This is a genomic window from Paraburkholderia sp. BCC1884 (genome assembly GCF_900996225.1).
Taxonomy (GTDB): Bacteria; Pseudomonadota; Gammaproteobacteria; order Burkholderiales; family Burkholderiaceae; genus Paraburkholderia.
In genome coordinates this window covers 340808-355995 of the sequence record NZ_CAAJGL010000134.1, presented here as the reverse complement: position 1 = coordinate 355995, position 15188 = coordinate 340808, and the positions used below count along the sequence as shown (strand labels likewise).

Sequence of the window (15188 nt, the reverse complement as noted above, 5' to 3'; positions counted from 1 at the left end):
CGGACGACCCGTGATCGCCGGTGCGGTACCTTCGAAACCGAGTTCTGCAAGATCAAGTTCGTCGACGAAGGCGTCTATGACTCTGACCGGGTTGTCCTGTCCGATGTAGTCATCGACGCATTCGGGGAGTAGTGCGACCTGCTTGCGGTCATCGCCTTCAACGAATCGCTTCATGAGTCACCCGGTCTCAGTGCGTTGATTCAGTTTAGACGATCCATGCGTTTTCACACACTCTGAGTCCTCTTCCGTCACCTTGATACCGACGACGTCTGCGGACTCACCTAACCCGTCGTCGTAGATGACGTCGTACAGAGTCGCGGCTTTCAGGTCCTCAATGACCTTGTACTGGATCAAGTCAGCTTCCCGAGTTGCGCCCTGTGCTTCCTCTTTGATGTCTACCGGTGACCAGTCCCAAACATCAATCTTTGCAGTATCGAAAGGCACGTATGCGTCAGGCAACGTCACTGGACTTGCTCCTGCTTAACCGGACACACGGTCACGCTTAGGTTAGTGAATTTGCTTGCTGCCGAAACTCGCGTGGCGAGCGGTATTTCAGAGCGCTGTGATGATGCGATTCGTTGTAGTGGTCGAACGCGATGGCCAGGTTTTGCAGCGCCGTTCTGGCATCAGGCTTGGGCATCCCACGAGACATAATCGCGCTTCATCGTTTTGACGAAGCTCTCGGCCATCCCGTTGCTCTGCGGACTTCTGACGGGTGTCGTGACGGGCCTCAGGCCGATTGCCCGCGAGAACGTCAGCGTCTCGTCGGCAATGTAGCAGGAACCGTTATCGCTAAGCCACTCGATTTCACTGTCGGTTTTCAGCGCTCAGTGGAAGCGGTTCTCGACGGCCTGAAGCATCACGTCGCGCACCATGTCACCGGTGTAGCCGCCCGTGCTCGCCACCCAGCTCATGGCCTCGCGGTCGCAGCAGTCCAATGCAAAGACGACGCGCAATGGCGCACGATCGTCACAACGGAATTCGAAGTCGTCGCATTGCTTCGCTCCACCGCGACCTTGCCGTCGTGCCGGCGTGCGGACTGGGCATGACAAGGCCGGCGCTCGAGTAGCAGTCCGTGGGTACGCATGACCCGATAAACCCGCTTTGCACTAACGCGAGGTTGGGCCAGCGCGTCCCGGCTTCGCCGCAGCAGCGCCCACACACACCGGTAGCCGTAGGTGGGGAGTTCGGCGACCAGCCCCCGAAGCTCGGTCACCAGTGGCATGTCGTCCGGGGCTGGCGTCTTGCGCTGGTCGACCCACTCGGTGGGGCGCTTCGATTTGACCGCAAGATTAGAGCGCGACACACCCAGGACTTCACAGACCGTCTTCATCGGTCGTCCCACGGCAGCAATGGTGAGCGCGCAATCACTTTTTTTGCCCGCCCGTACTCCACTGCTTCGCGGAGAATTTCCACTTCCATGGTCTTCTTGCCCAGCAGCCGCTGGAGTTCGCGAATCTGCTTCATCGCTTCGACCAGGTCGGAGGCTGGCACCACCTGTTCGCCAGCAATCACGGCTGACAGGCTGCCATCCTGATACCGCTTGCGCCAGGCGAATACCTGGTTCGCATTCACCTGATGGCGACGGGCGCCCCCGGAAACGCTCGCTCAGGGGTCGAAAGTCTCACGCACGATCGCGAGTTTCTCCTCGACAGAGCGGCGCTGGCGCTGTTCCGGCTGGATCAGAACCTCAAACAGGTTCTACATTGGATCTAGGCTTCAACATAGGCGGAAGACTACCTTGAATTTTAGGCGTTACCTCGTGTCCGGTTTTCGACGGGGCCGTTCCAGCAATGACGCCGTTCACAACAACTCGCCAGTCAGCAAATCAGTAGCAAAGGAAGTCGTCAAAGGCGTTAAAACGATATTTCTCCGATCAAAAATAGAAGAGTGATGGTAATCGCTGATAGAAAGGCGTTCGTGATCGTCGCAGACAACGCGACCGTACTACCCATACAAGTTATCGTCTAACCCGCCATCGCCCGGATAGTCGAATTGCGTAGCCGCAACGCTTGCATTGTCTCCATGCGTCGTATTTCGGCAAACTCTGGGCAATCAATTGCCGCGCGAAGGAATGGGAACAACTTCCGTTTCCCGGGGTTAAAAGCAGCTGTTCTTATGGCGATGTGGTGGTCACGACCTTAGACCGCGAGCCGCCTGCTGGACCGTGGAGACCAGTTAACAAGTGCCAGCTAACTAACCGTTGCGCAGCAGAGTTTGCCGCCAACCTTGGCGCAAGGTCGGCTTCCGTGGACCCGAATTAGTTGATGTATTGCCGTGCTTCGCATATGGGACACCCATCAGGGGCGCAGAACGCATAACGAGAAAAGCTCACTGATCGGTTGAATCCGCACTCGAAAGCTGCCGCCAGCGCGACTATGTGCGAAATGACGGTCCGGGATCGACATTGACCGCTGCCGCTTCATAAGACACGGTAGTCCCCTTCTTTCGCGACTGTCTACAGACGTCTCGCATCAACCCGCAGCAAGCGACGGTGTTTCTGACGGTATAGTGAGGACCGTTTAGTGCCGTCGCTATACTGGTCAAGGCTTTTCGGCCAGACTCAACATAATTGCGCGGTACGTGGAGCGGATGCTGTCGACCTCGCAGGACGCGAATCAACCTTGAAATAAGCGAGGGCCCTGGCTCTCCCGGCAGCGGCGCGTCGGCTCATGCGCCAAGGTTTCGACAAGCATAACAACGGCGGCCGACCCATTACCAGTCGGCCAAATGGCCTATACCGTCCGGCGCAGGCGACTTGGAACCGCGCGTGGCGTAAAATACGCGCTTTCCCGAAAATCTCGCCACCATGACGCTCGCCTCCACTCAAGAGATCATCGCCGAACTGAAAGCCGGCCGGATGGTGATCCTCGTCGACGAAGAAGACCGCGAAAACGAGGGCGACCTTGTCATCGCCGCCGAATTCGTCACGCCGGAAGCGATCAATTTCATGGCCCGCTATGGCCGTGGGCTGATCTGCCTGACGCTCACGCAGGAACGCTGCAAGCTGCTGAACCTGCCGCTCATGACCTACCGCAACGGCACGCAGTACGGCACGGCGTTCACGGTCAGTATCGAAGCCGCCGAAGGCGTGACCACCGGCATTTCGGCCGCCGACCGCTCCCGCACTATCGCCGCGGCGGTCGCGCCGGACGCTAAAGCCGATCACATCGTGCAGCCTGGTCACGTGTTCCCGATCATGGCCCAGCCGGGCGGCGTGCTGGTGCGCGCCGGCCACACCGAGGCGGGTTGCGACTTCACCGCGCTGGCAGGCCTCACGCCGGCTGCGGTGATCTGCGAAGTCATCAACGACGACGGCACGATGGCGCGCCTGCCCGACCTGCTGACGTTCGCCGACGAGCACGGCCTGAAGATCGGCACGATCGCGGATCTGATCCACTATCGCAGCCGTACCGAGTCGATCGTCGAGCGGATTTGCGAGCGCACCATGCAAACGGCGCACGGCGCGTTCCGCGCGGTCATGTATCTCGACCAGCCGAGCGGCCAGCCGCATATCGCGCTGGTGCGCGGCACGCCGTGCACGGATCAGGACACGCTGGTGCGCGTGCACGAACCGCTGTCGGTGCTGGATCTGCTCGAAGTCGGCGAATCCACCCACTCGTGGACGCTGGACGCAGCCATGAAAGAGATCGCCGCACGCGACTGCGGCGTAATCGTGCTGCTGAACTGCGGCGACTCGAAAGACCATCTGATCGACGTCTTCAAGGCGTTCGACTCGAAGGAAAAAGCCGAGGCGCTCAAGCGACGCCCGGTCGACTTCAAGACCTACGGCATCGGCGCGCAGATTTTGCGTGAACTCGGTGTCGGCAAGATGCAGGTGCTGTCGAACCCGCGCAAGCTGGGCAGCATGTCGGGCTACGGTCTCGAAGTCACAGGCTTCGTGCCGATGCCGGGCGGCAAGGCACAGGCTCCGCAAGGCTGATCCGACCATTTACGCGCTTAGCGCCCACTCAAAACACTACGGAATTCATATGGAAATCGGACAATACCAACCGAATCTCGACGGCGACGGACTGCGCATCGGCATCGTCCAGGCGCGCTTTAACGAACCCGTCTGCAACGGCCTCGCGGACTCCTGCATCGAAGAACTCGAACGCCTCGGCGTGACCGGCGAAGACGTGCTGCTCGTCACCGTGCCGGGCGCACTGGAAATTCCGCTGGCGCTGCAAAAGCTGGCGGAAAGCGCGCAATTCGACGCGCTGATCGCACTCGGCGCCGTGGTTCGCGGCGAGACGTATCACTTCGAACTGGTGTCGAACGAAAGCGGCGCGGGCATCACGCGTGTCGGCCTCGATTTCGGCATTCCGGTCGCGAACGCCGTGCTTACCACGGAGAACGACGAACAAGCCGTCGCCCGCATGACCGAAAAGGGCCGTGACGCAGCACGCGTGGCCGTCGAAATGGCCAACCTGTCGGTCGCGCTCGAACAACTCGGCGGCGACGACGAAGAAGAAGACGAAGAAGAGGAAGAGGCATGAAGAGCGCACGCCGACGCTCCCGCGAACTGGCCACGCAGGGGCTTTACCAGTGGCTGCTGTCGGGCTCGCCCGGCGGTGAAATCGACGCGCAATTGCGCGGCGCGCAAGGCTTCGACAAGGCCGACCACGAACATCTGGACGCGATCCTGCACGGCGTGATCCGCGATTCGGAGGCGTTGTCCGCCGATATCGCACCGTGTCTCGATCGACCGATCGAGCAGCTTTCGCCGGTCGAACGCGCTGTGTTGCTGGTGGCCGCGTTCGAGTTGAAGAATCACGTCGACATTCCGTATCGCGTGGTCATCAACGAAGCGGTCGAGCTGGCCAAGACGTTTGGCGGTGCGGACGGCTACAAGTACGTGAACGGCGTGCTGGACAAGCTGTCGGCGCAATTGCGCGCGGCCGAAACGCAGGCGGCGCGCAAGTCCTGAGCGTCAGGCGCGTCGCGCTGGTGTGGCGTGCCGGCAGGCGCGACCGCGCTGTGCGCCGCGCGTCATTAGCTTCGAGTATTGCGTGTCATCGCACCGTTGGTGGACGCTTGTGTCGCGCATGCAGGATCGCGCGAAGCAGGCGTCCCGCTTTGTTTCTGCACTCTGGCCTTTGTGCTTTTGCTTCTGAACTGGATTTGATTGTATGAACTCCGTGACCGAACCCTTGGTGCGGCTCGCTGCCCGCGTCGACGCCATCCAGCCTTTTTACGTGATGGAATTGGCCAAGGAGGCCGCGCTCCTCGAGCGCGACGGACGCGACATCATTCATATGGGAATCGGCGAGCCCGATTTCACCGCACCCGAGCCGGTCATCGAGGCCGCCGCGAGCGCGCTGCGCCGCGGCGTCACGCAATACACCAGCGCATTGGGCCTGCACGCGCTGCGTGAAGCGATCTCGGCGCATTACGCCGAGTTCTATGGCGTCAGCGTCGATCCGGCGCGAATCGTCGTCACCGCCGGCGCTTCCGCCGCCCTGCTGCTTGCTTGTGCGGCGCTGGTCGATCGCGACGACGAAGTCCTGATGCCCGATCCGTGCTACCCGTGCAACCGGCATTTCGTGATCGCCGCCGAAGGCAAACCGGTGATGGTGCCGAGTGGCCCCGCCGAGCGCTTCCAGCTGACCGTCGCCGATGTCGAACGCCTGTGGAACGAGCGCACGCGCGGCGTGCTGCTGGCCTCGCCGTCGAACCCGACCGGCACGTCGATCGAGCCGGCCGAGCTCGAACGCATCGTCAAAGCAGTGCGCTCGCGTGGCGGCTTTACCATCGTCGACGAAATCTACCAGGGGCTGAGCTACGACGCGAAGCCCGTCTCGGCGCTCTCGTTCGGCGACGACGTGATCACCGTCAACAGCTTCTCGAAGTACTTCAACATGACCGGCTGGCGTTTGGGCTGGCTCGTGGTGCCGCCCGCCATGGTCGGCGCGTTCGAGAAGCTCGCGCAGAACCTCTTCATCTGCGCGTCGGCGCTGGCTCAGCATGCCGCCCTCGCCTGCTTCGAACCGGACACGATCGCGATCTACGAAGCCCGGCGTCTGGAGTTCAAACGCCGCCGCGACTTCATCGCGCCCGCGCTGGAGTCGCTCGGCTTCTCGGTACCGGTGATGCCCGACGGCGCATTCTATGTGTACGCGGATTGCCGCTCGGTCGCCCATCCGGCAGCCGGCGACAGCGCCGCGCTCACCAAGGCGATGCTCCATGACGCGGGCGTCGTACTGGTGCCGGGTATGGACTTCGGCACGCATGCGCCTAAGGAATACATTCGCCTCTCGTACGCGACTGCCTATCCGAAGCTCGAAGAAGCGGTCGAGCGACTGGCGCGGCTTTTTGGACGAGGTTGAACGAGCACCGCAGACGTAAAAAAGGACACCCGAGGGTGTCCTTTTTTACGCCTGGTTGCGGCTGGTCTCGCCACACCACCGCAGAAACTACGGCGCCAACGAACTCAAGCGCCCAATTCCGAAGCCGACGCCACATGCTTGGTCGCGTTGGAACTGGCGTCGTCCTGTTCGGAGCCCGACGCCTTGACCGGCGCCGCGCTCAGCGGATGACCGCCGTCGAGCGTCATCTGCACGCGCTTGCCGTTGCTGGACGCACTTGCCGCCGCCGTATTGGTCGACGCCGTCAGAACCGGTGCCTGCGGTGCGTTGATCGGCACCTTGCGGCCACGCGCCACGTCGCGCAGACGGCCACGCTCGGCCATCACCTTGGCGCCGTAGCCACCGTCGTCCGGCGTGCTCGAGCCAACGTAAAGCCGCAAGCCACCCGGCAGCGAACCGCCGCGTGCGATGCAATCCTTCAGCACCAGTGCGCCCACCTTGATGTTCGCGACCGGTTCCAGCGCGGCGCTCTCACCGCCGAAGTACTGGAATTTGTCCGAGTGAACCTTGGACATGACCTGCATCAGGCCTTGTGCGCCCACGCCGCTCTCGGCGTACGGATTGAAACCCGACTCGATCGCCATCACCGACAGCAGCAGCAACGGATCGAGGCCGACTTCGCGGCCGGTGTCGAACGCAGCCTTCACGAGCTCGCCAACGGGCTCCTGTGCGACGCGATAACGGCGGGCGAGGTATGACGCCACCAGATCCTGCTCGCGGGTCGAAACCAGCACGCGATCGTCGCGCGCATCGGCCGAGACGCGCTGGGCCGGAATCAGACGTGCCAGCGCGCTGACGCTTTGCATGGTGCGCGGGTCGAGGCCGTTGAGGGCCGCGATGCCCATCCCAGTGGAGCCGGAGCCGTCGAAGGCACCGTCGAAGCTGGTGTTGGTCGCCGACACGCCAGCGCTACCGGTGGTCGCGCTTTCTGTGGCGTTGGTGTTGGTACTGCTGGTACTGACCGACAGCGAGTCGTCGGACGGCGAGCTTGCGGGCGGTCCGAAGGACGGCAGCGGATTGCCCTGCAGCAGTCGGGCCGGGCCCGCTTGTACGGCGGCCGAAATGACCGGCATCAACCGCGCCGCCAGCGTGCCGCGCAGGGCCGGCATCAGCCACAGTACGACTGCCAGCACCACGGCGATTCCACCGACAATACTAAACAGATGATGACTCATTCGCGTCCCGCGACGCAGCACACCACGCACAAACTGCGCAATACGCTCATCGGGACGCCACGATAACCAGGCGTTCATTCAGATCTCCCATGTTGCATGATCCGCGAACTCCGCCGGCAAAACCTGGCGATACAGCACATTCGCAGAGTCAAGACATCGCGTGCTCTGTCTGGTAAGGGCAGCAGCGACGTCGGGAAACGGCAAAAACCGTCTGTGGGGAGCCATCCTGAAATACGGCCACGGCATGCCAAAAAAACATGCGGGCGGTGGCTCCCACGCGAAAAACCAGCGTCGGTAGGCGCTGGTAGGGACTTCGGTAAGACCGTCGAATACCGTGCAGGGGTTCGGTAAACGGTGACGCGTTGCGTCTAAAGGGACCGGGGGCAGTGGTAAAAAGGTTCACGCCCTGCAACCAATGTGGACGGATTCTATGCAGGGTTTTATAGATCGTCAACACTATAGAATCGCAAAAGTATAACTAATTGTAATAATGAACGGTGTTCAGTCCGTTAAGAACCGCGCGCCACGCGCTTCTTGAGCTATCTCAAATGCATCCTCTAGCGCTGGCCGTTCGGCTGATCTACGTACGCCATCCAACGCAGGTAAAATCGACAATCTTTTTGGTGCCGCCCGGCTCGGCGCCGCCCCCCTTTTTCGCCGCTCGCGCGGCACCGAACCGCACCAGATGAAATACAAAGACCTACGCGATTTCGTCGGCCGTCTCGAGACGATGGGTGAACTGCGCCGCATCTCACAAAACGTCTCGCCTGTCCTGGAAATGACCGAAGTATGCGATCGCGTGTTGCGCGCGGGCGGACCGGCCTTGTTGTTCGAGAGCAAGCAGCAGCACGCGTTCCCGGTGCTCGGGAACCTGTTCGGCACGCCGCGGCGGGTCGCGCTCGGCATGGGCGTCGAGGCGCAAGCTGGTGACGGCGACGGGGCAGCGCTCGAGTCGCTGCGTGACGTCGGTCGCCTGCTCTCTGCATTGAAGGAGCCGGAGCCACCCAAGGGCTTGAAAGACGCAGGCAAACTGCTCACGCTCGCGAAGGCAGTGTGGGACATGGCGCCCAAAACAGTGAGCTCGCCGCCCTGCCAGGAAATCGTCTGGGAGGGCAACGATGTCGACCTCGCGAGGCTGCCGATTCAGACCTGCTGGCCGGGCGACGCCGGGCCCTTGATCACATGGGGCCTGACCGTCACGAAAGGCCCGAATAAGAGCCGACAAAATTTAGGTATATATCGCCAGCAATTGATCGGACGTAACAAACTCATCATGCGATGGCTCGCGCATCGCGGCGGCGCGCTCGATTTCCGCGAATTCGCGCTGCAGAATCCGGGCAAACCATATCCGGTCGCCGTCGTGCTCGGTGCCGATCCGGCCACGATTCTCGGCGCGGTCACGCCGGTGCCCGACACGCTCTCGGAATACCAGTTCGCCGGCCTGCTGCGTGGCGGCCGCACTGAACTCGCGAAGTGCATCACGCCGGGCGTCGACGGCTTGCAGGTGCCGGCGCGCGCGGAAATCGTGCTCGAAGGCTTCATCTATCCGCAGGAAGGCACGCCCTCGCCTGCTCCGGCAGGCGCGCCGCCGCGCCCCGTCAGAGGCGCGTCCGCGGCCTATGAACACGCGCTGGAAGGTCCGTACGGCGACCATACCGGCTACTACAACGAGCAGGAGTGGTTCCCCGTCTTCACGGTCGAACGCATCACGATGCGGCGCGACGCGATCTACCACTCCACGTACACCGGCAAACCGCCCGACGAGCCCGCCGTGCTCGGCGTCGCGCTCAACGAAGTGTTCGTGCCGCTGTTACAGAAGCAGTTCACCGAAATCACCGACTTCTATCTGCCACCCGAAGGCTGCAGCTACCGCATGGCCATCGTGCAGATGAAGAAGAGCTATCCGGGCCACGCCAAACGCGTGATGTTCGGCGTGTGGAGTTTCCTGCGGCAGTTCATGTACACGAAATTCATCGTCGTGGTGGATGAAGACGTGAACATTCGCGACTGGAAAGAGGTGATCTGGGCGATCACCACGCGCATCGATCCCGCGCGCGACACCGTGCTGGTCGATCGCACGCCGATCGACTACCTCGATTTCGCCTCGCCGGTGGCCGGACTCGGCTCCAAGATGGGACTCGACGCAACCAACAAATGGCCCGGCGAAACCGATCGCGAATGGGGCCAGCCGATCGTGATGGACAAGGCGGTCAAACAACGCATTGACTCCATGTGGAACGAGTTGGGTCTGTAAGGCACCACGTACACCAGGTCTGAATAACAAAACTGATGGAGCCGTTGCAGGGATGCATGCTTTTTCAATGATGTCGGATGGATTTTTTCTGTCGTTGTCGCTGTGTCTGGATATTGGTCTCGTGAACGTCGCGATCATTTCGCTGACGCTTTCGCATGGATTCAAGCCGGGGTTCTGGCTGGGCCTGGGTTCGTGTGTCGGCGACCTGATCTACGCGGCACTTGCGCTCGCGGGTATGGCCGCGCTGCTGCAATTCGAATCGGTGCGCTGGGTGGTGTGGATCGGTGGCGCGGCCATTCTGCTGTTCCTCACGTGGAAGATGGCGCGAGAAGCCATGTTCCCTGCGTCGGCACCCGCGGTGGCCGGCGAAGCGGAGGCCAATGCGCGGCATCTGTCGGCGTGGCGTGGGTTTTTGCGCGGCGTGCTGCTGGCCGTGTCGTCGCCCTCGGCGATTCTGTGGTTCGCGGCCGTCGGCGGTGCGCTGATTGCGAAGGCCGGTGCCACCAGTGCGACGACCGCGCCCGTCTTCCTCGGCGGCTTTTTTCTCGGCGGCCTGTGCTGGACGATCTTCATCTGCGGCCTCGGCAGTCACGGACGCAAACGCGCCGGCACCGGTTTGCTACGTGCCTGCCACGTGTTGTCGGCGCTGCTGTTCGCGTACTTCTCGTATAGCGTGATCGTCAACGGATATCGGGATCTGATCGTGCAAACCGCGCAGGCGGTGAGCTGATATGAAAACGGCTCGCTTAAGCGAGCCGTTCTTATTGCTGCCGACGCGCGCAGACCGTATCAGGCGAGATACTGCGCGAGCTTTTCCAGATCGACGTTGCCGCCGCTCACCACCACGCCGACGCGCTTGCCCTTCACCGGCACGATACCGTTGAGCACCGCGGCTGCGGCGAGGCAACCGGTCGGCTCGACCACGATCTTCATGCGCTGCGCGAAAAAGCGCATCGTTTCGATCAATTGTTCGTCGGTAACGGTTTCGATGCGCGCCACCAGTTGGCGAATGATCGCGAACGTGTAGTCGCCGAGGTGCGTGGAAGCAGCGCCATCGGCGATCGTACGCGGTGTCTCGATATGCACGATCTCGCCGCGCGCGAGCGACTGCTGGCCGTCGTTGCCCGCTTGCGGCTCGATCCCGATGACCGTGCAGGCGGGACTCAGGGCCGCCGCCGACAAAGCGCTGCCGCCGATCAATCCGCCGCCGCCCAGACACACGAACAGCATGTCGAGCGGACCGGTTTCGTCGATCAACTCTTTCACCGCCGTGCCCTGCCCCGCGATCACATGCGGATGGTCGTACGGCGGAATCAGCGTCATGCCGCGCTCGTCAGCGAGCCGCCGGCCGATCTCTTCGCGATTCTCGGTGTAGCGGTCATACGTGATCACTTCGCCGCCGTAGCCTTTGGTCGCCGCGACTTTGGCCGCGGGTGCGTCGTGCGGCATGATGATGGTCGCGTGGATGCCGGCGAGGCGCGCCGACAACGCAATCGCTTGCGCATGGTTGCCCGACGAGTATGTCAGCACACCGGCTTTGCGTTGCGCCGCGTCGAAGTGCGAAATCGCGTTATAGGCACCGCGAAACTTGAATGCGCCCATGCGCTGGAAGTTTTCACACTTGAAAAACACCGACGCGCCGGTACGCTCGTTGAACGTGCTCGAGCTCAGCACGGGAGTGCGGTGAGCGACGCCCTCGAGACGCGCTGCGGCGTCGAGTACGTCGTCGAAAGTGGGAGCGGGAAGCGCTTGCATCGGCGAAACTCTCCAGAGCGATGGACAAACCACCATTCTCCCAGCTTCGCTCGCGCTTTGGAACGACGGCCAGGCGCTGACCGCGCGCACGGAACACCGTGGCGCAGCCCCGGCCGGATCGAGCTCACCGTTTTTTGTACGAACAGCAGACGGCGCTTCATTCATCCATGCGCGTCCGACAAACAAAAACGGCGTAACCCGCCAATCAAGCCGGAGTTACGCCGTCAATCGAAATGTCCATTGTCAGCCGCGAATTAGCGGCCGTAGTAACCGCGGCCGCCGTGGCCATAATAGCCATGCCCGTAATACCCGCGGTAATAGCCGTGATGATAATAAGGACGGCCATAGCCGCCGTAATAACCGCCCACTACGACTGCCGGCGGCGGAGCATAGACAACCGGCGGAGGCGGCGGCGCGTAATACACCGGCGGAGGCGCGGCGTAGACCGGATATGCCGGTGCAATCGGCACCCCAATGCCGATACCGACAGACACGTGCGCCTCTGCACTAGTGGCAAGCCCCACGCCGAGCGCGGCGGCAACGACAAACGGAACGATCTTTTTCACTTTTATTCTCCTGGCGCGGCCCACTTAGGTCGCCGACTTCGCATGCCTTGCATGCCATGAATTCAATGTATCGAAAAAGGACGTTCATAACTGTGGGCATTTGTTGCAAATTGCAATTGGCTGCAATAGAGCGAAATTTCGAATGGCGCGCCGCGCCGAATGGCCGACACGCAATGTGCTGAAAACTCAGGGATTACGCGCCTGAAAAGCCCCGGCAACTTACGCAATCGCGGCATGACGCACGCGAGCGTTCGCGTTTTAGTAATGTTTGATTACAAATTCGCTTCAATCCTGACGCGATACCCCAAGATCAAACGGACGCTCCAATGAAAAATGCCCGGCCAAAGAGACCGGGCATTTCCTTACCTGCGAGGACCGTTAGATCAACCGACCTTCACATAGGCAAATTCGCGGGACACACTGGGTGGAACGTAGGCACCACTGATCCGCACACGCGGTTTCAGGCGCTTCTTCTGGTCCCACCAGCGACGGCGCTGTGCGTGCGTCAGGAACCGCAAGTGCTTTCGGTAAGAAAAAATATTCATCGTGTACCTCCCGAATCGGACTGCGAGACGAAATACCCAGACAACAACTGCCAAACCGGCTCATAGAGAAATTGTGAGCAGTTTTCGAGCCCGCAGGGCACGCGCCGCCGGATGACCGGCCCTACGCGCCATATCGTGCGCAAACTGATCAGGGAAGGTCTACGCCTCAACGCCGAGGGCGCGATGGATGCGCGATACTTCAACCTTCCCGTTCAAATGTTCCGCCTGGAGCAGGCACCCATGTCCCAGTCCTCCCTGCCACGCCTCGGCTTTATCGGTGCGGGCCGGCTCGCGCGTTGTCTCGCGCTGAGCTTTTCACGCGCCGCCTACCCGGTCACGGCGGTGGCGAGCCGCTCGGCGAACTCCGCCGTCCGGCTGGCCAGTCAAATCGAGCATTGCACGGCGTTCGACACCCCACAACAGGTGGTCGACGCCGCCGATATCGTCTTTTTAGCCGTTCCCGACGACAGCATCGGTTCGTCAGCGCACACTCTGCGGTTCGACGCCGCCGCTGCTGGCGCACCCGGCAAGGCGCTGGTTCACTGCAGCGGCGCTTCACCAGTCGAACTGCTGGCGCCGGCGCGCGCTCAAGGCGCGTCGATCGGCGGGTTTCATCCACTGTACCTGTTTAGCGGCGAGCTCGCAGATAGCGAGCGCATCGCCGGCTGCTCGGTGACGATCGAGGCCGAGGGCGCGTTGAAAGAAGCGCTGACTGCCCTGGCCGTCGCGCTGCGTTGCCATCCTTTGACGATCCCGCCGGGCGGCCGGATGCTCTATCACGCCGCCGCGCACTATGCCGCCAGCTTTGCGCTGTGCAGTCTCGCCGAGTGCGTCGCGCTGTGGCGCACGCTCGGTTTCGCGGAGGACGACGCCTTGCGCGCCCTGCTGCCCATGCTGGCCGGCACGATCGAAACCGCCCGCGACAAGGGCCTGCCCAACGCGCTCGCCGGCCCCGTGTCGCGCGGCGACACCGGCGTGGTGCAAAAACAGTTGGCGCTGCTCGAGAGCCTCGGCGGCGACCATGCCGCGCTTTACGGCTTGTTGTCGCGGCGTGCCGTCGAGCTGGCTGAACGCCGCGCGAATCCGCCCGCCGCAATCGACGCGATCTCGGCGGCCGTGGAAGATTCGCTCAGCCGGTCGCTGAATCAGGCCGCAGCAGGTGCAAGCGTCAAGTAAGCCGTGATAATGTGACGTCCGGCGCCGCGCGCAATCCGCCAGTGCCGCGCTTCGGGACCAACAGACGAGAACACACAATGATCAAGGTCAGCATCCTCTATCCGTATCGGGAAAACGGCCACTTCGACGTGGACTATTACTGCGTCACGCATATGCCGCTCGCGGCGAAGCTGTTCGGACCGTCGCTGAAAGGCTGGTCCGTGGACGTCGGCATCAATGCCGGGCCGCCGGGAACGCCGCCGCCGTACGTCGCCGCCGGGCACTTCCTGTTCGATGGCATGGAGGACTTCTATAAAGTCTTCAAATCGGCTTCGGAGCAATTGACCGCCGACATCCCCAACTACACCGACGGCGGCAACGGCACGTTTCTGATCAGCGAGATCAAGATTTCCGTGTGATGCCGAGCGGACGAGGTTCGCGAAGCGGCGTCTCATTCAGTGACGGCCGCAACCGACACCCCTCGCCGCGCAGCCGCCAAAGCGCGCAAGCGCTCCAGGCGATGTGTGCTCTGCTCTCCTGCGCCAGGCCGCGCAGGGCGAGTGAATGAACCGCTGGCGCGTCTATAGAATCGCGCCGGCCCCGCGGCCGCTCGACGGCTGCCACCAGGATAAGGACACGAGATGTTTGGCGATATCGCCCGTTTTCTGCTCAATACGATCTTCACGCTCTTCGGCGCGGCGCTGCTGCTGCGCGCATGGCTGCAAGTCGTGCGCATGCCGCCGTACAACCCGGTGACCAACGCCGTGCTGCAAGCCACCAACTGGATCGTGCTGCCGCTGCGGCGCATCCTGCCGAGCACGCGCAATATCGACTGGGCAAGTCTCGTCGCGGCGCTGCTTGCGGCGATCGTGTACGTGGTGCTGATGGTAGTGCTGACCGGCGCCGATCCGCTCACGCTGGTGCCGACGCTGCTGATCGTCGCGGTGCTCACGCTCATCAAGTGGGCGCTGAATCTGATTATCTGGATGACGATCCTGATGGCGCTGCTGTCGTGGCTCAATCCGCGCTCGCCGGCCATGCCGATTCTGTATCAGTTGACCGCCCCGTTTCTGAATCCGCTGCGCCGCGTGGTGCCGCAACTGGGCGGCATCGACCTTTCGCCGATTCTGCTGTTCGTGATCGTGCAGGTCCTGCTGATGGTGGTGACGCGCGCGGCCGTTCAGCTGACTTATTTCGTGATTTGACGGCCGTTTAGCCGTTATCCGGACTGGGCGGACAGCGCCGCTATTTGCGCTAACCGCCCTTTCCCGAGTAAAATCATGCGCTCTGCGGGCGTCGTATAATGGTAATACCCTAGCTTCCCAAGCTAGAGCCGTGGGTTCGATTCCCATCGCCCGCTCCAGTCAATC

14 protein-coding genes, 1 tRNA gene and 2 pseudogenes are annotated in these 15188 nt (G+C 62.1%); 10 read left to right on the top strand and 7 right to left on the bottom strand.

Annotation, left to right across the window (positions count from 1 at the left end):
* From FQ705_RS30925 to FQ705_RS30915, 3 genes and pseudogenes are all read right to left on the bottom strand, one after another.
* A pseudogene (locus FQ705_RS30925) lies at positions 1 to 174 on the bottom strand (IS5/IS1182 family transposase); the annotation flags it as partial.
* Between the two features lie 3 nt (positions 175 to 177).
* Complete coding sequence (locus FQ705_RS30920; RefSeq protein WP_144148312.1) at positions 178 to 465, bottom strand: hypothetical protein; 288 nt, start codon at positions 463 to 465, stop codon at positions 178 to 180.
* Positions 466 to 502: 37 nt separating this feature from the next.
* Positions 503 to 1698: pseudogene (locus tag FQ705_RS30915) on the bottom strand (IS3 family transposase).
* A gap of 1111 nt (positions 1699 to 2809) precedes the next feature.
* Between FQ705_RS30915 and ribBA the strand changes: the two are divergent.
* From ribBA to FQ705_RS30895, 4 genes are all read left to right on the top strand, one after another.
* Positions 2810 to 3943 carry a bifunctional 3,4-dihydroxy-2-butanone-4-phosphate synthase/GTP cyclohydrolase II gene (gene ribBA / locus FQ705_RS30910; RefSeq protein WP_144148310.1) on the top strand — a complete coding sequence of 378 codons (1134 nt, stop codon included), beginning with the start codon at positions 2810 to 2812 and terminating at the stop codon, positions 3941 to 3943.
* 49 nt (positions 3944 to 3992) lie between these two features.
* Positions 3993 to 4499 carry a 6,7-dimethyl-8-ribityllumazine synthase gene (ribH, locus tag FQ705_RS30905; protein ID WP_144148308.1) on the top strand — a complete coding sequence of 169 codons (507 nt, stop codon included), beginning with the start codon at positions 3993 to 3995 and terminating at the stop codon, positions 4497 to 4499.
* Positions 4496 to 4930 carry a transcription antitermination factor NusB gene (gene nusB, locus FQ705_RS30900; protein ID WP_144148306.1) on the top strand — a complete coding sequence of 145 codons (435 nt, stop codon included), beginning with the start codon at positions 4496 to 4498 and terminating at the stop codon, positions 4928 to 4930. The genes ribH and nusB overlap by 4 nt, the downstream gene beginning before the upstream one ends.
* Positions 4931 to 5132: 202 nt before the next feature.
* The gene (locus FQ705_RS30895; RefSeq protein ID WP_144148304.1) at positions 5133 to 6329 is read left to right on the top strand and encodes a pyridoxal phosphate-dependent aminotransferase; all 1197 of its coding nucleotides are present in this window, start codon (positions 5133 to 5135) and stop codon (positions 6327 to 6329) included.
* A 104-nt stretch (positions 6330 to 6433) separates the two neighbouring features.
* Here FQ705_RS30895 and FQ705_RS30890 read toward each other — a convergent pair whose 3' ends face one another.
* Positions 6434 to 7621, bottom strand: a complete 1188-nt coding sequence (locus FQ705_RS30890; protein ID WP_144148302.1) for a lytic transglycosylase domain-containing protein — start codon at positions 7619 to 7621, stop codon at positions 6434 to 6436.
* Positions 7622 to 8228: 607 nt separating this feature from the next.
* Here FQ705_RS30890 and FQ705_RS30885 point away from each other — a divergent pair.
* Both FQ705_RS30885 and FQ705_RS30880 read left to right on the top strand, forming a co-directional pair.
* A complete protein-coding gene (locus tag FQ705_RS30885; protein WP_144148300.1) occupies positions 8229 to 9797 on the top strand; it encodes a UbiD family decarboxylase in 1569 nt (522 codons plus the stop codon).
* 52 nt (positions 9798 to 9849) lie between these two features.
* Positions 9850 to 10527 carry a LysE family translocator gene (locus FQ705_RS30880; RefSeq protein WP_144148299.1) on the top strand — a complete coding sequence of 226 codons (678 nt, stop codon included), beginning with the start codon at positions 9850 to 9852 and terminating at the stop codon, positions 10525 to 10527.
* Positions 10528 to 10586: 59 nt separating this feature from the next.
* Here the strand turns inward: FQ705_RS30880 and FQ705_RS30875 are convergent, their stop codons facing one another.
* From FQ705_RS30875 to FQ705_RS34245, 3 genes are all read right to left on the bottom strand, one after another.
* On the bottom strand, positions 10587 to 11552 hold the full coding sequence (locus FQ705_RS30875; protein ID WP_144148297.1) for a threo-3-hydroxy-L-aspartate ammonia-lyase: 966 nt from the start codon (positions 11550 to 11552) through the stop codon (positions 10587 to 10589).
* A gap of 254 nt (positions 11553 to 11806) precedes the next feature.
* The gene (locus FQ705_RS30870; protein ID WP_144148295.1) at positions 11807 to 12118 is read right to left on the bottom strand and encodes a hypothetical protein; all 312 of its coding nucleotides are present in this window, start codon (positions 12116 to 12118) and stop codon (positions 11807 to 11809) included.
* Between the two features lie 383 nt (positions 12119 to 12501).
* Complete coding sequence (locus FQ705_RS34245) at positions 12502 to 12663, bottom strand: hypothetical protein (RefSeq protein WP_186308081.1); 162 nt, start codon at positions 12661 to 12663, stop codon at positions 12502 to 12504.
* Positions 12664 to 12903: 240 nt separating this feature from the next.
* Between FQ705_RS34245 and FQ705_RS30865 the strand changes: the two genes are divergently transcribed.
* The 4 genes from FQ705_RS30865 (at position 12904) to FQ705_RS30850 (ending at position 15181) form a co-directional block, all read left to right on the top strand.
* Positions 12904 to 13839 carry a Rossmann-like and DUF2520 domain-containing protein gene (locus tag FQ705_RS30865; protein WP_144148293.1) on the top strand — a complete coding sequence of 312 codons (936 nt, stop codon included), beginning with the start codon at positions 12904 to 12906 and terminating at the stop codon, positions 13837 to 13839.
* A gap of 77 nt (positions 13840 to 13916) precedes the next feature.
* Entirely contained in the window at positions 13917 to 14237 is a 321-nt protein-coding gene (locus tag FQ705_RS30860) for an EthD family reductase (protein WP_144148291.1), read from the top strand.
* Between the two features lie 222 nt (positions 14238 to 14459).
* Positions 14460 to 15023, top strand: a complete 564-nt coding sequence (locus FQ705_RS30855; RefSeq protein ID WP_144148289.1) for a YggT family protein — start codon at positions 14460 to 14462, stop codon at positions 15021 to 15023.
* Between the two features lie 84 nt (positions 15024 to 15107).
* Positions 15108 to 15181 (top strand) — tRNA-Gly (locus FQ705_RS30850).
* The last annotated feature ends 7 nt before the right edge of the window (positions 15182 to 15188 follow it).